The sequence below is a fragment of the Antarctobacter jejuensis genome, assembly GCF_052266595.1.
Taxonomy (GTDB): domain Bacteria; phylum Pseudomonadota; class Alphaproteobacteria; order Rhodobacterales; family Rhodobacteraceae; genus Antarctobacter; species Antarctobacter jejuensis.
In genome coordinates, this window is sequence record NZ_JBQQXJ010000001.1 from 541369 (window position 1) to 563879 (window position 22511).

The following is a 22511-nucleotide window of genomic DNA, read 5'->3' on the forward strand; positions in this document are numbered from 1 at the left end:
GAGTGTCCTGCTTTGTCTTTTGCAGGTGCCTCTACCACCATTTCGCCGGTTTGGCCACAAATCCCGCGGCCTGTTCCAGCGCGTAGGCGCAATTCAGCAGATCGCCTTCTTCCCACGGACGCCCGATCAGCTGCAGGCCCAGCGGCAGCCCCTGCTTGTCCAGCCCGGCAGGCACCGAAATGCCCGGCAGTCCAGCAAGGTTCACCGTCACGGTGAAGACGTCGTTAAGGTACATCTGCACCGGATCGGCGTCCTTCATCTCGCCCAGGCCAAAGGCGGCAGAGGGCGTCGCAGGCGTCAGGATCGCGTCCACGCCCTGCGCGAACACATCCTCGAAGTCTTTCTTGATCAGCGTCCGCACCTTGCGCGCGCGGTTGTAGTAGGCGTCGTAAAAGCCCGCCGACAGCACGTAGGTGCCCACCATGACGCGGCGCTTGACCTCATCGCCGAACCCTTCGGCGCGGGTCTTTTCGTACATCTCGACGATGCCGTCTCCCTGCGCCAGCTTGGCACGGTGGCCATAGCGCACGCCGTCATAGCGCGCGAGGTTCGACGACGCCTCCGCCGGAGCGATCACGTAATAGGCCGGCAGCGCGTATTTGGTGTGCGGCAGGCTGATGTCGACGATCTTTGCGCCCGCATCCTGCAACATTTTGCGCCCTTCGGCCCAAAGCGCGTCGATCTCTGCGGGCATGCCGTCCATGTGGTATTCGCGCGGAATGCCGATGGTCTTGCCCTTGATATCGCCGGTCAGCATCGCCTCGAAATCCGGCACGGCGAGGTCGGCGCTGGTCGAATCCTTGGGGTCATGGCCGCACATCGCCTGCAACATGATCGCGGCGTCGCGCACGTCCTTGGCCATCGGCCCGGCCTGATCGAGGCTCGACGCAAAGGCGACGATTCCCCAGCGCGAACAGCGCCCGTAGGTCGGCTTGATGCCCGTGATGCCGGTAAAGGCAGCGGGCTGGCGGATCGAGCCGCCGGTGTCGGTGCCCGTCGCGCCAAGGCAGAGGTCCGCCGCCACGGCCGAGGCCGAGCCGCCAGAAGATCCGCCCGGCGTCAATTCAGCATCGTCATTGCCGCGCCGCCAGGGATTCACCGCGTTGCCATAGCAGGAGGTTTCGTTGGACGAGCCCATGGCGAATTCGTCCATGTTCAGCTTGCCCAGCATGACCGCGCCTGCGTCGAAGAGCTGCGTCGTCACCGTCGATTCATACTCGGGCGTGAACCCGTTCAGAATGTTCGACGCCGCCTGAGAAGCCACGCCCTTGGTGCAGAACAGGTCCTTGATGCCCAAGGGAATACCGCACAGAGACGGCGCATCGCCCGCCTTGATCCGCGCGTCGGCGGCAGCCGCCTGTTCGCGCGCAATCTCGGGGGTCTTGTGCACAAAGGCGTTCAGCGCATCCGCGCCCTCGATGGCCGTCAGGCAGGCCTCGGTCAGTTCCGCCGAGGTCACGTCACCCTTGCGCAGCGCATCGCGCGCCTCGGCGATCTTCAATTTCGTGAGATCCGTCATTCCACCACCTTCGGCACAGCAAAGAACCCTTCGCGCGCGTCGGGCGCGTTCGACAGGATCTTGTCCTGCATGCCGCCATCGGTGACGCCATCCTTACGTCGTTTCAGGCGCATCGGCGTGACCGAAACCATGGGCTCCACTCCCTCGACGTCCACCTCGTTCAACTGCTCGATAAAGCCGAGGATATCGTTGAAGGATTGGGCCAGCGCAGGCAGATCATCCGCCTCCACCTTGATACGGGCCAGATGCGCCACGCGCGCCGCGGTCTCGATGTCGATCGACATGGGGGCCTCTTGTCTCTTGTTCTCAGGCGCAGGCTTTACCGCCCTGCCCCGCGCGCCGCAAGCACATGCCGCGTCCAGACGTGGATCATCCAGCCCAACATCGCAGCATTCAGCAGATGCCACAGGAAATGTGTGCCCATCGGGATCACAGTGCACATGGGTTCATCGATTGCGCGCGCGGTCATCGACAGCAGAAGGATCGCAACGCCAATGCCCAGCCCCCTTGCCGTTTCCGGCGCGCGATGGCGCAACAAAATGGCATAGATCGCGATCAGCAGCGGCACCGGCGCATAGCCGGCGGTCCCGCCCAACCCCGGAATCAGCCCGAACAACGGCACAGTCGCAGCGGCATAGGGAAAGAAAAGCGCCGTCAGGCCCAGCGATGACCACCGCCCCAAGCCCCAGAAATCGCGGTTCGCCGCGTAGATATAGACCAGCACATAAATCAGGATCGGCACCACGTCCGCCACCCCGGCCCAAGGCTGAGCAAAGGTGTGAAACAGGAATGACCCGCCGCCGATCACAACAAGGATCGCGCACAACACCCGTCCCAACCCGAAGGTTCCTCGCCAAAGGAACAGCGCCACCAACACGAACCCGGCATTTGTCAACGCATTCACCGGCTCGGACCAGAACTCCGGCCCCAGCCTTTCGCAATAGCCGTCGACGGCGCGTGTCCAGTCCATGTGCCTGCCAGATCCCAGTTTTCGGTTGCGACGCGGCGCGCTGGCCACGCCGCGCCTTATGGCCTTGGCAAATCATCATGCTAGGCTCTCCGCAATGCAAATCAGGGAGGACGACATGCAAATCATCTGGCTCGGCCATGGCTCATTCCGAATCGAAATCGGCGGCGAGGTGCTGCTGATCGACCCGTGGATCAATGGCAACCCGATGATGGAGGGGCAGGACAGCGCGGCCGCCATCGCGGGCGCCACCCAGATCCTCGTCACCCACGGCCATTTCGACCACACCAACGACATCGTCGACATCAGCCAGAAAACCGGCGCGCCGGTCTCGGGCATGTACGAACTGGCGGCGGCTCTGGTGGGCATGGGCGCCAAGGAAGGCCACAGCTTTAACAAGGGCGGCACGATCTCCTTTGGCGAGGTCTCTGTCACCATGGTGCCCGCCTCGCACAGCTCTTCCATGGCCGTCGACGGCACGCCTCGCTACATGGGCATGGAAACCGGCTTCGTGATAAAGGGTGAGGGCCACACAATCTATCACTCTGGCGACACCGCCATCATGGCCGACATGGCCTGGATCGGGGCCTATTTCAAACCCGATATCGGCATCCTCTCGGCGGGCGGTTATTACACCATGGACATGAAACAGGCGGCTTGGGCGGCCTGTCAGTACTTCGACTTCAAGACCGTGATTCCCGGCCACTACCGGACCTTCCCGGGGCTGGAACAATCCGCGACAACCCTTGCCGCCGCCCTGCCCGGCGTCACTGTGATCGAACCGCAGGTCCTGCAGCCGATCACGGTCTGAGGCCCAAACCTGTTCCCCGGAGCCGCCCTCGCTGATGCCGTCAGGCGTCGGGCACCGGGGGGAGGCAAGGGGGCGCAGCCCCGCGCGTCCGCGCGGCTTGCCCTTGCCGCCCACCGGGGCCTGTCGCAGGCATCCTTCAGCGAAGGGCGGGTTCGGGGAACAGGTGCAGGCTTGTTTCCGGGTGGGACCCAAAGCCTGAAACGCGCCAACGGCGCGTCGTCAAAGGGTCGGTGGGCGGGCGATGCGGCCCAGATGGGCGCGAGTCCCGTCCCCGACCTCTCTCCGTCATGGGATCAGTGCCCCCTGCCGGTTGAAGCTGACCCTTTCAGTGGTCAGATCGTCATATACCAGTTCCACCGTGACGGTCTCGATCGACTTCAGCGGAAAGGCCCGGTACGGCAGCCCGTCGTCCGGCAACATGGCGTTCGGCGCATTGGTCTCTTCGTGGCAGTCGGGCAGCGGCCAGGGCTCCGGTTCGGCCCCGTTGATCCCCACATGCATCGCCACCAGCCCGCATCGCCAGCTCCAGATATGGGTGACGTAGACCAGATCCTGCCCGTCGAATTCACGCACGGCGATCCAGTTGGCGCGGGTCGCCGCAAGGATCGGCTTGACCTCCAGCGCGGTCAGAAATCGGCCCGTGGCGACCTGTTGTTCCGCCTCGTAGGGCGATGCCGGCTCCGGTTCGGGGTCCGGAACCGACCCGGGCGGCAAATCCTCGGCCGAGGTAAAACTGCGCGCCTCACCGCTTTCCGAGGCCGGTGGCAGCGGGGCGGCCGCGCGCTCTGACGTCTCCGCCCCGGGCGCACCGGTGGCGATGGCAATGACAAGAAGAACAAGGTCGAGCATCCGCGGCTCCCAAGAAAAAAGGTCCCGGCGCATCGCCGCTTTCGGCCCCGCGCCCGCCCGCTTATAGTGCCGCCAAGGGCAACACGGGCAGAACCACAATGGCACGCGAGGGCGACGCGGCTCAAACTGTAAATATCCTCATCGTGGCGCAGGCCGGGCGGCTGACCTATGAGGGCGTGCTCTTTGCCGCCTCGCTGGCGGCGCAGGGCGGCCCCGGGTTCCGACTGATCGTGGCGGAACCGCAGGCCGGTCCGCTCTGGCCCTCGGATCCGGCCATCCGGGACGCGGACGCGCGGGCGCTGCTGAAGGATCTCGGTGCCGAAATCCGCCCCTTCGAGAACCGCGATTTCGGTGCCAGCTATCCGCAGGGCAACAAGATCGAGGCGCTGGAGGTGCTGCCTGCAGGCGAACCCTTTGTCTTTTTCGACACCGACACGCTGATCCTCGACAGCCTGTCCCGCGTGCCCTTCGATTTCAATCGTCCCACCGCCTCCTTGCGCCGCGAGGGCACATGGCCGCAGATCGAACTCTACGGCCCCGGCTACACGCAGACCTGGAAATCGCTGTATGATCGGTTCGGACTGGATTTTGCGTCCAGCCTCGATCCGGACTGGCCCGACGAGCACTGGCGCCGCTATCTCTATTTCAATGCCGGCTTCTTCTACTACCGCTGCCCCAAGGTCTTTGGCGATCTCTTCCGGCAATACGCGGTCGAGGTGCGGGACAACCCGCCCGAGGAATTGATCTGCCAGACCCTTGATCCCTGGTTGGACCAGGTGGTGTTACCCTTGGTTATTCACGGCCTTGGCGGCGGGCGCGACGCCCTGCCCGAGGGCCTGCTGGACGGAGAGGTAACCTGCCACTACCGCCTGTTGCCCCTGCTCTATGCGCGGGAAAGCGACCGCGCGGTCGAGGTCTTGGAGGAGGTCACTGCCCCCCACAAGATCAAGAAGGTGCTGAAAGGCCACGATGCCTTTCTGCGCATGGTCTATCAGGGGCGGGGACAGAAGGTGCGCGCGCTTTTTGACCGGGACGACCTGCCGCGCAAGGAACAGGCCCTGCGCAACCAGATCAAGCGCGCAGGCTTCTGGATGCGCTGACGCATTTCCCTGCTTTTCCGGGCCGAAGCCGTGGTATGATTGGCCCGCGATCAGGACATACAGGGGCGCATCATGGACAAGGGCATCACGGTACTCGTGGGGACGACGAAGGGGCTGTTCCTGCTTCGCGCCTCCGATGGCGACCGCGAGAGGTGGCAGGTCAAGGGCCCGCTCTGTGATGGCTGGTCGATCAACCATGCCATCGGCGACGCGGGCAACGGCCACCTCTGGGCGGGCGGCGGCGGTGAATGGCACGGCGCTGGCGTCTGGCGGTCCACCGATGGCGGCGAAAGCTGGACCATGGCCAAGCTTTCAGACGGCAGCATGGATGAATGGATCCGCAATGACCCCGAAACGGCGGCGTTCTTCGGAACGGAACCCAAGCCGCCCGCCGAGTTTTCGGGCCGGGTCGAGGCGATCTGGTCGCTGGGCCGCGTGGGTGACAAGCTCTACGCCGGGGGCAAACCTGCGATCCTCTTTGTCAGCGAGGATGAGGGCGAGACATGGCGCGCGGTGGACAGCCTGACCGATCACCCCTCCGCCGACAGCTGGCAGCCCGGAGCGGCGGGGCTGACGCTGCACACCATCGTGGCGAACCCGCAGGCACCGGACAAGCTGTGGCTGGGGATTTCGGCGGCGGGGGTCTTTGCCTCCGAGGATGGCGGCGGCAGCTGGGAGCGGCGCAATCGCCTGTCCAATGCCGAGGCCTGCGCCCATCATCACCATCCCGCCGCGCCGAAGGATGGCGAGACCGGGCATTGCGTCCACAATATGGTGCGGGCCTCGGGCGATGGGGATCTGTTGTACCAGCAGAACCATCACGGGGTCTGGCGGTCATCGGACGGGGGGCGCAGCTGGGATGATATCACGGCGGGGCTGCCGTCGACCTTTGGCTTTCCCATCGCGGTGCATCCGGACAAGCCGCGCACCTTGTGGACCCTGCCTTTGAATGGCGACTCGGCCGGGCGGTATCCGCCCGAGGCCTCGGCGGCGGTCTGGCGGTCACGGGACGGGGGCGACAGCTGGGAGGCGTGCCGCGAGGGGTTGCCGCAGGAGAGCTGTTTTTTCACCGTGCTGAGGCAGGCGATGGCGGTGGATCGGGCCGAGGCACCGGGGCTGTATTTCGGGACGAATTCGGGCTCTGTCTTTGCCTCTTTCGATGAGGGGGACAGCTGGTCCGAGATTGCCCGCCACCTGCCCACGGTGCTGTGTGTGGAGACGGTGACGAGCCAGTGATCAGCCCCTCTGTCCACGCGTGGACAGGTTAGGGGGAATGCAGGATCAAGGGGTTACAAGGACGGTTTTACCTTTGGGTAACGAATACCCGGTCCGGGCGCAGTGTCAGGACCGGGTTATTCCGCCTCACTTCAGGGTATAGCAGGCCGGATCCGAGGCGCAGCGCCCGATGGCCCCACGCAAGGCGGGCGTCTTGCCGTCCTTGAACCAGTCGAAGTTCACCGGGATAAGGTCCTTGGACCGCAGATGTTCGACGTAGAGCATGTAGACATCCTGATCAAAGGCCAGATTGTACAAGTCCACATCCGAAAGCCTGTCGTAATCCGCCAGCCAGACCTGTTCAGCCTCGGCCATCCGGCCAAGCCCGGCGAGGGAAAGGCCAAGGTAGAATTCGGCAAAGGGGTCATTGTTCTTCTGGAGTCTTGGAATATAGAAAAGCGCCTCCTCATGCTCGTCAGCCATCAACAGAAGCAGGACATACCATCTGCCGGCGTCAGAGAGCGAATAGCCGGAAAACCGCAAATACGCTCGATAGTCTTCCAGCGCTTGTCGCGGATTGTCCAGGTAGTAGTACCCATTGGAGCGCTTTTCGTATGCCTTTGCAGCTTCATGATTGAGGAGCCAACCCGTTGAGATCGCCCGGGTGCAAGCCACGAGTTCCAAATCATGATCCCAGGTCCCGCTGCATTCGTCCAGAGCGGCCTTGGCGCTGTCGCGGCGGGCCTTGTCGAAATAGAGCGGACCTTTGGGAGGTGGAGGGTGGGTCCTGTAGGAGAAGCCAGGAATTTCGGAAAACGAATAGTAGTCGAAGCTTCCGGAAAGCACGCAATCCCCGGCTGTGGCGCAGTCGGTCAAGGCTTGGCGCGACTCCGGACCGAATTTGCCGTCGAAACCGCCGGTGTAATGACCCGCAGACTTAAGAAACCTCTGCAAGTCGCTGGCGATGGCGGCGCGGATTTGCGAATTTTCGTCAGCGTTTTCGTCAGCGAAGGCAATGTACCAGACCTCTGCGGCCTCTTCCGCCCGGCCAAGTCGTGCAAGCGTATTGCCGCGCGAAATTTCGCTTTGAACCCTGATAAAATTGGACCCCCAATTTTTTCTCAATGCGGAAACGGCCTCGAAATCCACAAGCGCCCCTGCGAAATCGCCTTTGCGGTAACGCACCACTGCCCGATTCACGAACAGGCTGGAATCGGGCGGAACCAGCGCGATGGCGCGGGTCATGGCAGCGTCGGCCTCGTCGAAGTCGCCAATATCCAGGTATTGCCGCGCAAGCAGGTTTTCGATTTCCGAACGCTCGGCACTGTCGAAATCACCCTCTTGCAACATGGCAAGGCAGAGGTGGATATTCATCTCGGGCTGACCCTGATTGCAAGGACCCTCTCCATCCGGCTCGCCCAGCGTCATCAGCAGGCTGGTGGCAGCGGCACCCCGGCTGAGATCCAGCGGCACATCCGCCACCGGCACCGGCAGCAGGCGCGGCGGGGCGTCTGCGCCGGGCGGCAGGCACTCGGCGTCATAGCTGCATTGCTGCACGGCGATGCGGGTCAACGCGGTATAGCGCCCGTCGATGGCCTGTTGAAAATGGCCCTGCCGTGCCAGCGCCTCTTGCCAGAGGCGGATGCGGGCCGCATCGGCGGCATCGTCCGACAGCAGGTCATCCCAGACCTGGAAAGCCGTGTTCACCTTGCCCGCACCACGGTCGGCCATGCCCAGACGGACGATCAGCCGTTCGGGCGGCGCGGATGTGGCGGCGATGGCGGCGCGCAGCAGGTCGGCCGCCGCCTCATGCTGGTCCAGCGCGATCAGCGCCAGCGCGCGGTTTTCCACAAAGGCCGGCGTGTCCGGCATCTGGGTCAGCGCCTCCTGAAAGGCCTCATCCGCGGCAAAAGCATCGCCGGTTTCAAGAAAACCCGCGCCGATGGCGTTTTGCAGGGCCGCCTCCTGTGTCGTGTCCCAACCACCCGCGGCCAGCGCTGCCCGGCAGACGCGCAGGATCTGGTCCCAGCCTTCGGCTTCGGTGCAGGGGCGCGCGGCTTCTTGCGCCACGGGTGTGACCGGCGTCGGGTTCTTGTCCTTGGCGGCATTGGCGGTGAGCGCCGCAAGCTGGCTGTCGGCCCGCTGGACGGTAGCGCAATCGGCATAGGCCCGCAGGTGCAGGCGCAGCGCCCCGGCGTCGGTCGCACCGATCCGCGCCAGATGCGGCTCTGCCCCGGCGCAAGGGGTCGCCCGGTTAAGGCCAAGGTCCGTCATTTCGCCGCTGTCAAAGACATACATGCTGTTGGCCGGGGTCAGCAGCATCTTGTTCACCACCGCGCCGTTGACGCCGAAATCGTCAAATGCGCTCATTATGTCGGCAAGTGCAACCTGCCCAGCGCGCAGGCTGTCGCTGTTCGAGGCCAGCTGATGGACACCCAGTTCGCCCTGTGCCGACCTGTCGACCCCGGCCAGAAACAGGTAGGAACAGGCGGAATGACAGACCGCTCCATCTGGGATCACGGTGCGCAGCCCGGCCTCGCGCACCGCATAGGCCATGGTCAGCGCCGAATGGACCTAGCCGCCGCGGCTGGACAGGTGGATTTCGGTGATCTGCGGAAAGCGTTTCAGCGCCCGGTCCAACATGACCGGCGTGCGGATGGTGATGTCGCCGTCGAGGCTAAGCACTTGCGGCCTGTCGGTGTCATGGACTAGCGGGTGGAAGTCGTCGATGCGTTCGGCGGCGGCCAGCGTCGGGACAAACATCAGGCCAAAACAGGCGACGCGGATCGCTGATTGAAATGCGGTCATCGGAACAATCTCCTCTGAAACGCCCACGCTGCGGCATGAGCGACGTCAGGTCAAGTCTGTGACCGGCCAAGGGCCAAGGCCTCAGATCCGCATGCGGGGCACGTCATTCGGGTCCAGCCGGAGGTCGATCAGCACGGGTTTGGTCCGCGTGTCCAGCGCGGAGAGCGCCAGTTCCAGCTCGTCAGAGGAGCGCACCTCTATCCCCTGCCCGCCTAGCGCGGTGGCGACCTCTGCAAAGGAGGGCCAGTCGAATTCCGTCAGGCTGGGGTCCATCTTGCGGTCGAGAAACTGGATGTGTTCGGCGCCATAGGCAGAGTCGTTGGCGACGATCACGATCAGGTCCAGCCCCAGCCGCACGGCGGTGTTGAATTCATTGATGCCGCCCATCATGAAACCGCCGTCGCCGGTGAACATGACCACCGGGCGGTCGGGGGCGGCAAGGCCCGCGCCAATGGCCTCTTGCAGACCCAGACCGATGGAACCGAAATTCGCGGTGACGACGAAAGAGCGCGGATCGGGGGCAGAGATGCGGCACCACACCTCTGTCATGAAGCGGCCGCCGTCGGTCACCAGCACGCGGTCCTGAGGCAGCGCCTGTTCCAGCCGGTCAAGCGCGTGCACATAGTTGACGCAGCCGATTGCGGTGCGGTCGCTGCCAAGCGGATGCGCGGTCAGGGCCACGCCGTCCAGTTCACGCGTAAAGCCGCTGCCGGGGATTTCCGCCTCATCCAGCCAGTAGAGGATGGTTTCGGCGGTCAGGCCCGCGTCTGCCACAAGGGCCGCGTCGGGGTGAATGCTGCCGCCGATGGCGGTGGCCTCGATATCGACCTGAACGATGCGCTTGTCCTTCATCAGCTTGCCGCGATCGGAGGTGAAATCATGCAGGCCGGTGCCGAAACAGACGATGCAGTCGGACTGCGCGATCAGGTCATAGGCGGCGGGGGTCGAGAGCGTGCCGAAAATGTCCATGTTGTAGGGGTGGTCGCGGAACAGGCCCTTGGCCTTGAGCGTGGTGGCAAGCGGCGCCTCCAGCCGGTCGGCGAGGCGGATCAGGGCGTCGCGGGCGTTCACCGCGCCGCCCCCGGCAAGGATGATCGGACGGCGGGCCGAGGCGATCATGCCGATGGCCTGATCCAGCGTGTCGCCCTCTGCCACGCCGCCCGGCGCGGTGAAGACATCCAGCGGGCGGCAGTCGTGTTCCACCTCCTGCCACATGAAATCGGCGGGCATGTTCAACACGATGGGGCGGCGTTCGACCTGTGCGCGGTAAAAGGCGCGGGCCACGTCGGCCCCGACGGTGCCCGGCGCGCGGACCTGCACGAATCCCGCGCCGGTGGATTTCACCAGTTCGCGCTGGTCGATGCCCTGCAGGTGGCGCGGGTTGGCGACCGGCGTGTCGCCCGCCATCAGCACCATCGGAATGTGGCCGCGCACGCCCTCTGTCAGGGCGGTGGTGCAGTTTGTCAGCGCGGGCCCGTGGGTGACGGTGGCCACGCCGACCTTGCCCGCCACATGGGCGTAGGCCAGGGCCATCAGGACCGAGCTGCCCTCATGCGCGGCCGGGACAAAGCGCCCGCCGCAGTCGCGCACGAAACTGTCCACCATGAAGAGATTGGCATCCCCCATCAGGCCGAACATCGTGTCGGTCCCGTGGTCGTGTACGGCGCGGGCAAGGGATTGGTAGACGTGAAACGGGCTGGGCATGCGGGGCTCCTGTGGCGGCGTTGCGTCATGCATAGCCGATCCGGGATGCGATTTTTGCGCAAATATGGAGAGACTTCAGGATTTGACGCGCAGGATTTGCGGGATTTGCCGTGATGATGCGGGGATCACGCGCATAGGTGCTGTAACCGCATCGCGCCTGACCGGATTACCTTCGGTAAACTGAATGTCACGCGCGCCGCCTGCCCGCTCTGGCCCCTGTTGCGCCAATCGCCTACTCCTATGGCCAGAACAACCCAGGGAGACCCGACCATGAACCAGGAAGAGCCCAGCTACGGCTTTGACACCCTCCAGATCCACGCAGGCGCGCGGCCCGACCCGGCCACCGGCGCGCGGCAGGTGCCGATCTACCAGACCACGGCCTATGTGTTCCGCGATGCCGAACATGCGGCGGCTTTGTTCAACCTTCAGGAAGTGGGTTACATCTATTCGCGCCTGACCAACCCCACGGTTGCCGCCCTGCAGGAACGGGTTGCGGTGCTGGAAGGCGGCGTTGGCGCGGTCTGCTGTTCCTCAGGGCACGCGGCGCAGATCATGGCGCTGTTCCCGCTGATGGCGCCGGGCCGCAACGTGGTGGTGTCGACGCGGCTGTACGGCGGGTCGATCACCCAGTTCAGCCAGACGATCAAGCGCTTTGGCTGGTCCGCGAAATTCGTCGACACCGATGATCTGGCGGCGGTCGAGGCGGCGATTGACGACGACACCCGTGCGCTGTTCTGCGAGAGCGTGGCCAACCCGGGCGGCTATGTCAGCGACATTCAGGCGCTGGCGGCGATTGCCGACAAGGCGGGCCTGCCGCTGATCGTCGACAACACCTCGGCCACGCCCTATCTGTGCCGCCCGATCGAACATGGCGCGACGCTGGTGGTGCATTCGATGACCAAGTACCTGACCGGCAACGGCACCGTGACCGGCGGCGTGGTGGTGGATTCGGGCAAGTTCGACTGGTCCGCCAGCGACAAGTTCCCCTCCCTGTCGGAGCCGGAACCGGCCTATCACGGGCTGAAATTCCACGAGACGTTCGGCCCGCTGGCGTTCACGTTCCACGGCATCGCCATCGGTCTGCGTGACCTTGGCATGACGCTGAACCCGCAGGCGGCGCATTACACGCTGATGGGGATCGAGACGCTGAGCCTGCGGATGCAGCGCCACGTCGAGAACGCGACCAAGATCGCCGAGTGGCTGGAAACCCATGACGCGGTTGAGGCGGTGACCTATGCCGGGCTGAAGTCGTCCCCCTACCGGGAACGGGCCGAGCGGATCTGCCCCAAAGGCACCGGCGGGCTGTTCACCGTGGCGCTGAAGGGCGGCTATGACGCCTGCATCCGCTTTGTGGACTCGCTGGAGATCTTTTCCCACGTGGCGAACCTTGGCGATACGCGCAGCCTGGTGATCCACTCGGCCTCGACCACGCACCGCCAGCTGACCGAGGAACAGCAGGTCGCGGCGGGCGCGGCGCCGAACGTGGTGCGGATTTCCATCGGGATCGAGGATGCGGACGACCTGATCGCCGATCTGAACCAGGCGCTGAACAAGGCCGGGTCGTAACACCGGCCCCCGCAAGAACCAGACGGCGCGGCGAGCCAATCGCCGCGCCGTTTTGCTTTCGTGGGGTCAGTCGCCGATGGCAAAAACCATCGTGACCTCGGCCCGCACCTCGATTTCCCCGGCGGCGACGGGAACGTCGCGGGCGGCGGGGGACTCTTCGACGACAATCATCGGTTCGGCCTGAACGATGGAGCGCACCAGCGGTTCCGCCGAATCCTTGATCGACAGGATCGCGCCCAGCGGCATGCCTGCCGCCTCGGCATAGAGCGCGGCCTTGGCCTGTGCGTCGGCCACCGCGCGGCGGCGGGCCTCATCCTCGACCTCACGCGGGTGTTGCAGACCGAAGGAGAGGTCCTGCAAATCGTTGGCCCCGTCATCCAGCACGGCAGAGAGCAATTCACCGATCCGGTCCAGATCGCGGACCCGCACGCTGACGGAATTGGTGGCATAGTAGCCGATGAAGATCTCCTGCTCCGTGTCGCGGTCCCAGCGGGTCTGTTCGTTGACGCGCAGCTGCCTTGTCTGGATATCGCGCGCCTCGACGTTCAGCGATGCCAGCCGGGCGAGAATCGCATCCACCGCTTCGGAGGTGGCGTTCATCGCCTCGATGGCGGTGTCGCCGCGCCCACTGGCCCCCAGAGAGAGCGTTGCGAGGTCGGGAACGGCAGCCACACGCGCCTCACCCGAGACGGTCAGCCGGCCTTCGGCCAAGGCCGCAAGGGGCAGCGCGCAGAGAGTCGCGATCAAAAATATCAAAATCCGCATGAAAGGCCTCACAAAATTTCAGTTTTCCATCTTGACTGTCCACTGAAGCGGGCCAATCGGCAAGTCTGCAACGCAGCTTTCTTTTCTTCGGCAAAGAGTTGCCTTATAATATTGACAGACTGCGTAAGGACTCCCGCAGACCCGGCAGGACTGATAAGAACCGCCCCATGATACCTAATTTTGCGCTTGCACTGTCGTTTGAAGGCATCTCTCTGCTCCGGCGGATGGGCCCCAACTGGGCCCGGCTGGACGAGGTTTCGCTGGACCACGCGGATTTCGATTCCGCCGTCATCGCCCTGCGGGACTTTGCCGAGAGTCTGGATCCGACCGGCGCACAAGTCGCGCTGATCATTCCCAACGAACAGATCCGTTATCTGGATCAGCCCGATCTGGGAGGCGAGGACAGCGCCCGCGACGTGGCGATCCGTGCCTCTTTGGACGGGGCGACGCCCTACCGCGTGGATGAGTTGCACTGGGATCACGTGGTGTCCGGCGGGCGGCTGATGATCGCCGCCGTGGCGCAGGAAACGCTGGACGAGGCGCGCAGCTTTGCCGTGGAACACGGGTTCAAGCCGGTCTGCTATCTGGCGCGGGCGGCTGATGGTGCCTTTGACGGGGCGGTGTTCTTTGGCAAGGCCGAAGGGTGGACCCGTGCCGTGTCGCGCCCCGCGCGGGCGATCGAGATCGTGGCTGCCAACAAGGCGGCGCTGGCCCCGCTGCCGAAACCCGAAGTGCAGGAACCGGAATACACCCCGGAGCCGGAACCGGAGGCGGTGACGCCGCCAGCGGAAGAGCCCACCGAAGCGAAAGCCGAACCTGCGCCCGATGAGGCACCGGAGGAGACACGCCCCGCCGCCGAAGCGGTCGAGGCACCTGCGGCGCAAGAGCCAGAGCCGCCGGTCGCGGCCCCCGTGGCCGAGACACCGCCAGAGCCCGAACCGAAACCGGACGCGCGGCCCACTGTGGCAGAGCAGTCGGCGGATACGCCAAAGGCGGAGCCTGTGACGCCTGCGCCCTCTGCGCCTGCGGCTACGGTTGCGCCGACAGAGGCGCCGAAATCAGAGACTCCGAAATCCCCCATCGAAGCGGCGATTGCCGCGCGCAAACCGGTCGCCCCGACACCCGAGGCGCCCAAGGTCGCGGCGCCTAAGCTCGAGGCCCCAACGACAGCCGTGCCCCCCGCACCTGCCCCGCTGGCCGCGCCTGCCGCCGCTCCTTTGGCCTTCTCTTCGATCCGCGCCGCCCGTGGCGCGCCACAACATTCTGACGCGCCCGCGCTTGGCTCTGCCCTGCCGGAAGATATCGCGCCGCGCTTTACCCCCGTGGCCCCGGCCACCGCGCCCGAACCGGAACAGACCGCAGAGCCGAAGCAGGAAGGGACGGGCTTTTTCGCGCGGCCTACCGCCTCGGCCCTGCTGGCCGAAGCTGCCGCTGCGGCGGATGCCGCCGAAGGCAAGGCTGCGGCAAAGCCGGCTGCAAAACCCGATGCCAAGACGAAGCCGGCTGCATCGAAGGCACCGCTGAAAGCCTCGGCGAAATCCGACGCCGCGCCAAAGCCGCTGACCGCGAACGCGCCGAAACTGCCGCCCAAATCCCGCAAGGCCCCGGCCCCGGAAAAGGGCGCGGCCGCGGTGCTGCCGCCCAAGCTGGCCAGCAAGCTGAAAGCCAAGCCCGGTGTGAAATCCATTCCCAAGGCGCCGACGCGGGCAGCCGCCCTTGCAGCGGCCCCTGCTCTGGATCGCGCCGACGTGCCGGACAGTCCGGTTGCGGCCCGCAGCGCGCCGAAAAAGGCCAAAACCGGCGCGGGCGGCCCCAACCCGCTGGCCAAGCTGGCAGCCCTGCGCGGACCGCGCACGGCCCTGCCCGCCGGACAGGTTGCGGCGGCGGGTGCAGCGGCCCTGCCCGCAGGCGGAACGGCTTTCAACAACAATGCGGAACGCGACCGCATGACGATCTTCGGCGCGCGGGATCGCGAGGTGGTCGGCGGCAAGCCGCGCTTCCTCGGTCTGATGCTTGTGACGCTGCTGCTGTTGTTCCTTGCCGGTGTCGCGGCATGGGCCTCGGTCTTTCTGGATGACAAGCTGGCGCGCCTGTTCCGGGGCGGCGATCCGTCGCCTGTGGTCGCCTCCTTGCCCGCCGGGGATCCAGCGCCCGAGCCCGCCGGATCCGAAGGCGTGGTTCTGGAAAGCGCAACGCCGGACGCCGGGCTGACGGTGACGACCGGCACCGCCGGGGCCGCCCCCGATGGCACAACCCGCCCGGTGGCGCGGCCCGGGTCCGGGGTGCAGCTCGCCACTTTCGAGGCCCAGGATGACCAGCTGGACAATGGCCCGGCGCCGCTGGCCGTGCCGCTGGCGCCGCGCACCTTGTCACCCGAGGAGGCCTCTGTCAGCTATGCTGCCACGGGCATCTGGCAACGCTCGCCCGGTGCGCCGATGACCCCGCCCGAAGACGGCGTTCAGGACATCTATGTCGCCTCCATCGATCCCAATATCCAGATTTTCGACGCGGTGGCGCTGCCGGATTCGGCGCGGCTCTCGCCCGGGTTCTCGGTGGAAGATCCCGGATTGCCGCCGCCCCCGGACCTGTCGTTCGATTTCGACGAGCGCAACCTGATCCGCGCCACGCCCGAAGGCGCGCTAAGCCCGGACGGGTTGCGGATCTTTACCGGGCGCCCGCCGGTCATCCCGCCATTGCGCGGCGATTCCGGCGCGGGCCCTGCGCCCGATCCCGTGGCGCAACCGGACAGCGTTCAACTGGCGGCGCTGGCGCGGGTGCGGCCCAATGCCCGGCCCGAAGACGTCATCGAACAACGAGAGCGGGTGCAACTGGGCGGGATATCCCGCGCGGAACTGGCCCGTTTCCGCCCGGCGATGCGCCCGCAGACCGTGCAGGAGCGCGCCGAGATCGAGTCGCCCGAGGCCACGGAACAGGCGGTCAAGGCGTCGCTGGTGCCGGTGGGCCGCCCGCGCAACATGGCCGCCATCGTGGAACAGGCGGACAAGCGGCCCGATCCGCAGCCGGTGCAGACCGCCGCCATCGCGCCGCGCACGGTCCAGCCCAACCTGCCCTCCAGCGCAAGCGTCGCCCGCTCGGCGACGCTGGAGAATGCGATCAACCTGAACCGGATCAACCTGATCGGCGTCTACGGCACACCCAACAACCGCCGCGCGCTGGTGCGTTTGCCGAACGGCAAGTATCAGAAGGTCAAGGTCGGGGACCGGCTGGACGGCGGACGGGTCTCTGCCATCGGGGATGGCGACCTGCGCTACAAGAAGGGCAGCCGGGACGTGGTGCTGAAGATGCCGCGCAGCTGAGCGCAAAAGACCCCGACTCTATCACTTTCTGTAAGCCCCGCTCTCTGGCGGGGCTTTTTGCGTCAATGACCTCCGGCGGACAGACGGGTTTTGCGGATCCCCTGCGAACATGCGATGTTTCGTGCAAATTCCACGCACAAAGGCGCCAAATCATGCCGGACCGACGCACATCCCTCGACGCCACCGACAGTGCCCTTTTGGACGCTGTGCAACGTGACGGTCAGGCCACGGCGCAAAACCTTGGCGAGGCGCTGAACCTGTCTCCCAGTCAGGCGGGCCGCCGCCGTCAGCGGCTGGAAGACGCCGGGATCATCCGGGGCTACAGCGCGCGTCTGGATCCGGAAAAGCTGGGCCTTGATGTGCAGGCCTTTGTGCAGGTGCAACTGGCACGGCATGGGGCCGAGGAAGGCCGCGAATTCGCCCGCCTGCTGCGCACCCGCCGCGAGATCGTCTCGGCCTGGACGATGACGGGGGAAGCCGACTACCTGCTGCGGATCTATTGCCCCGACCTGCCCGCGCTCAACCGTCTGATCCAGGAGGTGCTGCTGGCGCACCCCGTGGTGGCCCGCGTGCACAGCCAGATCGTCATGGACCAACCCAAGGCCGACGCGCCTTTGCCGGTGGGGTAAGGGGCGCTGCCCGCCTTTTTCTGCGCCTGTCGAGCGCACGGCCCGAAGTCGATCAGCAAGCCCGGGTGGCGTGCTCAGAATGGCACATCGTCCGCCGTATGGATGAACCGCGCGACGACCTTTTTGGTCCCCGCCTTTTCAAAGGCGATTTCCAGCTTGTCGCCTTCGATGCCGATGATCGCGCCATAGCCGAATTTCTGGTGGAATACGCGATCGCCAACCGTATGGGCCGACACGGCCTCTAGGTCGATCACTTGCGTCCGGCTTTCGCTCGGTTGGCTGACCGGGCGGTGGCCCTGTCGTTCCTGCAAGCGTTTCCAACCGGGCGAGTTGTAGACATTGGCCTCTGCCGCGCGGGTTTCCAGCGTGGATTTCACGCCGCCCATGCCCGCGCTGGCCGAGGCCCCGTAACCGCCGCCATAGAGCCCCGGGGGCGTCAGGACCTCGACGTGATCCTCTGGCAGTTCATCGACGAAACGGGAGGGCATCTGCGACTGCCACTGGCCGAACACCCGCCGGTTGCCCGCAAAACTGATGGTGCAGACCTCTTCGGCGCGGGTGATGCCGACGTAGGCCAGCCGCCGTTCTTCTTCCAATCCCTTGACGCCGCTTTCGTCCATCGAGCGTTGCGAGGGGAACAGCCCGTCCTCCCAGCCCGGCAGGAAGACCACGGGGAATTCCAGCCCCTTGGCCGCGTGCAGCGTCATGATCGAGACCTTGGCGCCGCTGTCGTCGGATTCGTTGTCCATGACGAGTGCGACATGTTCCAGGAACCCCTGCAGGTTTTCAAAGCTTTCCAGTGCCTTGACCAGTTCCTTGAGGTTTTCCAGACGGCCCGGCGCCTCTGGCGTCTTGTCGTTCTGCCACATCCCGGTGTAGCCGGAATCGTCAAGGATGAGCTGAGCGAACAAAACATGATTGCCATTGAGAACCTCGATTCTCGTCTTGCAGACATCAATCTGCGACTCGAAAGGGGCACGGAGATCTGGGTCGACAACCCCGACCATCTCGGATTTCAAGTCAGCTATTCTGCCATGGATGCGGTTAATCTCGTCCTTGTTTCCCACATTTCTTGATAGAAACGACCAATCATTCATACGAGCGACAAAGTGCGCCAATTGCTTAAGGCCTTTGGCACCGATTGCGCGCTGTTCAACCGTCCGCGCCGCGCCATCCAAGAGGCTGACGCCGTTTTCGCGGGCGATGCGCTGGATGGTCTGCTGCGCCTTGTCGCCAAGGCCACGTTTGGGCGTGTTGACGACCCGCTCGAAGGCCAGATCGTCCTCAGGCGAGACCACGAGGCGGAAATAGGCCATGGCATCGCGGATCTCCATCCGCTCATAGAAACGCGGGCCGCCGATCACGCGATAGGGCAGACCGATGGTCAGGAACCGATCCTCGAAGGCGCGCATCTGGTGCGAGGCGCGCACGAGGATCGCCATCTCATCAAGGCTGTAGGGCCGCATTCCGCGCGTGCCGCCCTGCATCGATTCGATTTCCTCACCGATCCAGCGCGCCTCTTCCTCACCGTCCCAGTGGCCGATCAGACGGACCTTTTCGCCCGCCTCCGCCTCTGTCCACAACTCCTTGCCCAGTCGGCCGGTGTTGCCACGGATCACGTTGGAGGCGGCGGCGAGGATATGCGGGGTGGAGCGGTAGTTCTGTTCCAGCCGCACCACCTGCGCGCCGGGAAAGTCCTTTTCGAACCGCAGGATATTGCCCACCTCGGCGCCGCGCCAGCCATAGATGGACTGATCGTCGTCGCCCACGCAGCAGATATTCTTGTGCGCGGAGGCCAGCAGGCGCAGCCAGAGATACTGCGCCACGTTGGTATCCTGATATTCGTCCACAAGGATGTAGCGGAACCAGCGCTGATATTGCTCAAGCACATCCGGATGCGTCTGAAAGATCGTCACCATGTGTAGCAAGAGGTCGCCGAAGTCGGTGGCGTTCAGTTCTTTCAGCCGCTGTTGGTACTGGGCATAAAGCTCCGGCCCGCGATTGTTGTAGGCGCTGCCGTCCGAGGCGGGCACCTTGTCCGGGGTCAGGGCACGGTTCTTCCAGCCGTCGATGATGTTGGCCAGTTGCCGCGCGGGCCAGCGTTTGTCGTCGATCCCCGCCGCCTGAACCAGTTGCTTGAGCAGGCGCAGCTGATCGTCGGTGTCGAGAATCGTGAAGTTCGATTTCAGGCCGACCAGTTCGGCATGGCGGCGCAGCAGTTTTGCCGACAAAGAATGGAATGTTCCCATCCATCTAACAGGTTCGCGAATTTCAAAGGGTGTCTTTTCCAGGCGGTTCTTCATCTGGCGCGCGGCTTTGTTGGTGAAGGTCACCGCAAGAATATGATGCGCTGATGCCCTCCCCATTGTTATCAAATGGGCAATTCGCGCCATCAGCGCTTTGGTCTTGCCCGTCCCGGCCCCGGCCAGCATCAGCACCGGGCCATCCAGCGCCTCGACCGCCTGCCGCTGGGCCGGGTTCAATTCGTCCAGATAGGGAGCGGGACGCGCCGCCATGGCGCGCGCCGACAGGGAGGACGCCTCGAAGGCGTCGAATTCATCGAAACTGCTCATGGTGGCAATCTAGCGCCATCGGCCTGTCAGGGAAAGACGTGTTCGCCTTGTGTTCGCAAAATGGCCCAGACCATTTGCGGGAATCTTCAAGGTTTGACACCCGCTATGCGGGCATTTGTGATATCCTGCCCGTGGCCGGAAAATTTTAGCGGCCGTCTGCCTTATTTGCTGGAGACCTTGAACAATGACCAAAGCACTTTCCGAAATCTATGAATACGGGCGCAGGCTGGACACGGCTGAGCGCGGGGATGATCGCCTTGGCCCGCTGATGCGGCTGCCCGGCACCTGGATCAACAAGCGGGACGATGGCCGTCCCACCGGTGTTGAGGGGCGCGGCTGGAACATGATCGCCCTGCCCTTCGTTCACGATGGCCCGGGACCGAATTACCGGATGCTGGTGAACCAGTACAACGAGACGCTGTCGTTCGATCAGATCGACGGTCCGGTGCCCAACCGGGGGATCGACCTGCAAGTTCCCGAGAACACGGATCAGTCCATCTTTGCGCTGGATTACACCCAGGCCATTTCACAGATTGCCGTGGATGATTTCCCGCAAACCGACGAGACGATCCAGGGCCCGGTGGGCGGCGGCATCCATCACGAACCGGGGTTCCTGATGTATATCCACGACCGGCGCACCGACGATCTGGACATCGTGCGCCTGTCGACAATTCCGCATGGCGATTCGGTCACGGCGATGGGCCGCTCGTGCAGTTTCGACGGTCCGCCCACGGTCCCCGCTCTGGACGCATTGCCGATCGGCGCGACGCAGGATCTGACCAGCCCCTATCTGACGCCCTATGCCAAATTCGCCGGGCCGAACAAGTTCCTTGGTCTTTTCGACGTCGTGAAACCGCATGAGTTGTTGCAGGCGGGGGTGAATGCGCTGGACGTCAAGCGCACCACCGAGTTGCACTTTGACACCGCGCTTTCCACCGGCGGGATCGTGAACATTCCCTTCGTGGTCAAGCAGGCCAATGCGACGGAACTGAAGGCAACCTTCTGGATCATGGAGCTCAATTCGCACCCGCACGGGGCGAAGTGGGCGATGAGCTATGCCCAGGTCGTGTTCCTGGAGTTCTTTCCGCGTTTCGGCAATCAGCCGGGGCTGATCATCTGGCCCCACGTCAGCATCAACACGATGATTCTGGACGAGGATGTGCCGCGCGACATCTACCGGCTCGAAGGGATGCCCGGGGTCTGAGGAGGACGCCTGCCGCCTTGAAGGGCGGCAGGCCAGTCATTGCCGACAAGAGGCGCGCCTCAGGCCAGCACGGCCTCGACCGCCGGAAGCGCGGGTTTGCGCCGCGTGGAGGTGAAGACCGGCAGGGGCAAGCGCGGCTCCTTTGGTTTGGCAGCGTGGTCGGCGGTGACCGGCGTCAGACGGCAGGCCGCGCGCCCGGCCAGTGAGGCCTGCGCCATGCGTGCCACGATGCGCGGCGACACGCAGTCCCCGAGGACACAATGCAACGAGGTCACGGCGTCACAGTAGAGATCCGTGGTGACGTCCAGATCGCGCGCCATCATGAGCGTCACAAGGCGGGGGTTACGGCGTTCGGCAAGCGCTGTCAGGTGTACGATCTGTTCCGGGCCGCATTCGGCATCCAGTACCAGCAGATCCACCACCGCGCGTTTCAGGCAGGTTTCGGCGACCGCCATGCTGCCGGAGCCGGTGACATGTATCCCCGCTTCCAGAAAGGCGATCTGAATCCGCTCAAGGCGTCCGGCATCAAGGTCGACGATCATCGCGTGCATGGGCTGTCCTTTCATCTCGACTGCCGCCAAGCTGCGCCAAGGCATTTAAAATATGCTGAAGATTTGAGGAGAAAGCGCGACAAGGCCGTGAGGGGCCGGAATGGGCGCGGGCGAATCCGAAATAGGCTTACGAGTCATCCGCCCGCTCCAGATGATGTCCCAGCTGATGGTGTAGCTCACGACGGGCCTCGCGCTCACCGGCGAGCCGAGCTTGTCAGTCGCGCTGCGCCGCAGGCAGGCTGACCACGACATGGTCGCACACTGGCGCGAGGGTTTCCAGCGTCAGGTATCGACCACGCAGCACCGTCCACTCCTCTGTCTGCTCCATCAGGATCGGGCCAACGAGACGGCGGATGGATGCCTCGTTCGGAAAGATGCCCACGACGTCGGTGCGCCGCTTGATTTCGCCGTTCAGGCGCTCGATGGGGTTCGTGCTGTGTAGCTTGGTGCGGTGTTGCTGGGGAAAGGTCATGTAGGCGAGGACGTCTTCTTCCGCCCCGTCCATCAATGTGGCGAGCTTGGGCAGCTTCGGGCGCATCTGATCTGCGACCTGGCGCCATTGCGCTTTGGCCGCCGCGTGGTCGGGCTGGGCAAAGGCTGTTGCGATGAAGGCAGACACCACCCGACGGCTGCTCTTGCCTGCATGGGCCAGGGCGTTGCGCTGGAAGTGAACCCGGCACCGCTGCCAGGTCGTCGACAGGACGCGGGCGGTGGCGGCCTTGATGCCTTCGTGCGCGTCCGAGATGACCAGCTTCACGCCCGTGAGGCCGCGCCGGACGAGGTCGCGCAGGAACTCGGTCCAGAAGGGCTCGGCTTCCGATGCGCCAATGGCCATGCCAAGCACCTCTCGCCTGCCGTCCATGTTGACGCCGACGGCGATCGTGACCGCGACACTGACGATGCGACCGCCCTGGCGCACCTTCAGGTAGGTCG

General features: G+C 64.7%; 18 protein-coding genes. 7 read left to right on the forward strand and 11 right to left on the reverse strand.

The window, feature by feature from the left end:
• Nucleotides 1-31: 31 nt before the first annotated feature.
• From gatA to ACTXGA_RS02600, 3 genes are read right to left on the reverse strand one after another with little or no spacing between them, the layout of a single operon-like run.
• Nucleotides 32-1519 (reverse strand): Asp-tRNA(Asn)/Glu-tRNA(Gln) amidotransferase subunit GatA, encoded by a 1488-nt coding sequence (gene gatA / locus ACTXGA_RS02590; protein ID WP_443391552.1) that lies wholly within the window; start codon nt 1517-1519, stop codon nt 32-34.
• A complete protein-coding gene (gatC, locus tag ACTXGA_RS02595; protein ID WP_443391553.1) occupies nt 1516-1803 on the reverse strand; it encodes an Asp-tRNA(Asn)/Glu-tRNA(Gln) amidotransferase subunit GatC in 288 nt (95 codons plus the stop codon). The genes gatA and gatC overlap by 4 nt, the downstream gene beginning before the upstream one ends.
• 35 nt (nt 1804-1838) lie before the next feature.
• Nucleotides 1839-2489, reverse strand: coding sequence for a hypothetical protein (locus ACTXGA_RS02600; protein WP_443391554.1), 651 nt, complete (start codon nt 2487-2489; stop codon nt 1839-1841).
• A 115-nt stretch (nt 2490-2604) separates the two neighbouring features.
• Between ACTXGA_RS02600 and ACTXGA_RS02605 the strand changes: the two genes are divergently transcribed.
• Nucleotides 2605-3297: a metal-dependent hydrolase gene (locus ACTXGA_RS02605; protein WP_443391555.1), complete on the forward strand. Its 693-nt coding sequence runs from the start codon at nt 2605-2607 to the stop codon at nt 3295-3297.
• A gap of 285 nt (nt 3298-3582) precedes the next feature.
• Here the strand turns inward: ACTXGA_RS02605 and ACTXGA_RS02610 are convergent, their stop codons facing one another.
• The gene (locus tag ACTXGA_RS02610; protein WP_443391556.1) at nt 3583-4146 is read right to left on the reverse strand and encodes a hypothetical protein; all 564 of its coding nucleotides are present in this window, start codon (nt 4144-4146) and stop codon (nt 3583-3585) included.
• A gap of 98 nt (nt 4147-4244) precedes the next feature.
• Here ACTXGA_RS02610 and ACTXGA_RS02615 point away from each other — a divergent pair, with 98 nt between their 5' ends.
• Nucleotides 4245-5246, forward strand: coding sequence for a GT-B fold glycosyltransferase domain-containing protein (locus ACTXGA_RS02615; RefSeq protein WP_443391557.1), 1002 nt, complete (start codon nt 4245-4247; stop codon nt 5244-5246).
• 72 nt (nt 5247-5318) lie between these two features.
• On the forward strand, nt 5319-6482 hold the full coding sequence (locus ACTXGA_RS02620) for a beta propeller repeat protein (protein WP_443391558.1): 1164 nt from the start codon (nt 5319-5321) through the stop codon (nt 6480-6482).
• 126 nt (nt 6483-6608) lie between these two features.
• Here the strand turns inward: ACTXGA_RS02620 and ACTXGA_RS02625 are convergent, their stop codons facing one another.
• From ACTXGA_RS02625 to ACTXGA_RS02635, 3 genes are all read right to left on the reverse strand, one after another.
• A complete protein-coding gene (locus ACTXGA_RS02625) occupies nt 6609-9017 on the reverse strand; it encodes a hypothetical protein (RefSeq protein WP_443391559.1) in 2409 nt (802 codons plus the stop codon).
• 18 nt (nt 9018-9035) lie between these two features.
• On the reverse strand, nt 9036-9269 hold the full coding sequence (locus tag ACTXGA_RS02630) for a hypothetical protein (RefSeq protein ID WP_443391560.1): 234 nt from the start codon (nt 9267-9269) through the stop codon (nt 9036-9038).
• 81 nt (nt 9270-9350) lie between these two features.
• Nucleotides 9351-10973, reverse strand: a complete 1623-nt coding sequence (locus ACTXGA_RS02635) for a thiamine pyrophosphate-binding protein (protein ID WP_443391561.1) — start codon at nt 10971-10973, stop codon at nt 9351-9353.
• Between the two features lie 270 nt (nt 10974-11243).
• Here ACTXGA_RS02635 and ACTXGA_RS02640 point away from each other — a divergent pair, with 270 nt between their 5' ends.
• On the forward strand, nt 11244-12539 hold the full coding sequence (locus ACTXGA_RS02640; RefSeq protein ID WP_443391562.1) for an O-acetylhomoserine aminocarboxypropyltransferase/cysteine synthase family protein: 1296 nt from the start codon (nt 11244-11246) through the stop codon (nt 12537-12539).
• Between the two features lie 66 nt (nt 12540-12605).
• Here ACTXGA_RS02640 and ACTXGA_RS02645 read toward each other — a convergent pair whose 3' ends face one another.
• Nucleotides 12606-13304 carry an SIMPL domain-containing protein gene (locus ACTXGA_RS02645; protein ID WP_443391563.1) on the reverse strand — a complete coding sequence of 233 codons (699 nt, stop codon included), beginning with the start codon at nt 13302-13304 and terminating at the stop codon, nt 12606-12608.
• Between the two features lie 167 nt (nt 13305-13471).
• On the opposite strand from ACTXGA_RS02645, the gene ACTXGA_RS02650 reads away from it, so the two are divergent.
• Both ACTXGA_RS02650 and ACTXGA_RS02655 read left to right on the forward strand, forming a co-directional pair.
• Nucleotides 13472-16621, forward strand: a complete 3150-nt coding sequence (locus ACTXGA_RS02650) for a hypothetical protein (RefSeq protein ID WP_443391564.1) — start codon at nt 13472-13474, stop codon at nt 16619-16621.
• Between the two features lie 152 nt (nt 16622-16773).
• On the forward strand, nt 16774-17250 hold the full coding sequence (locus tag ACTXGA_RS02655) for an Lrp/AsnC family transcriptional regulator (RefSeq protein WP_443391565.1): 477 nt from the start codon (nt 16774-16776) through the stop codon (nt 17248-17250).
• A gap of 74 nt (nt 17251-17324) precedes the next feature.
• On the opposite strand, the gene ACTXGA_RS02660 is transcribed toward ACTXGA_RS02655, so the two are convergent.
• Nucleotides 17325-19823 (reverse strand): ATP-dependent helicase, encoded by a 2499-nt coding sequence (locus ACTXGA_RS02660; RefSeq protein ID WP_443391566.1) that lies wholly within the window; start codon nt 19821-19823, stop codon nt 17325-17327.
• Between the two features lie 184 nt (nt 19824-20007).
• Here ACTXGA_RS02660 and ACTXGA_RS02665 point away from each other — a divergent pair, with 184 nt between their 5' ends.
• Nucleotides 20008-21027 (forward strand): heme-binding protein, encoded by a 1020-nt coding sequence (locus ACTXGA_RS02665; protein ID WP_443391567.1) that lies wholly within the window; start codon nt 20008-20010, stop codon nt 21025-21027.
• Nucleotides 21028-21086: 59 nt separating this feature from the next.
• On the opposite strand, the gene ACTXGA_RS02670 is transcribed toward ACTXGA_RS02665, so the two are convergent.
• The gene (locus ACTXGA_RS02670; protein ID WP_443391568.1) at nt 21087-21623 is read right to left on the reverse strand and encodes a hypothetical protein; all 537 of its coding nucleotides are present in this window, start codon (nt 21621-21623) and stop codon (nt 21087-21089) included.
• A 169-nt stretch (nt 21624-21792) separates the two neighbouring features.
• A partial coding sequence (locus tag ACTXGA_RS02675; protein ID WP_443391569.1) for an IS256 family transposase occupies nt 21793-22511 on the reverse strand: 719 nt, incomplete at its 5' end.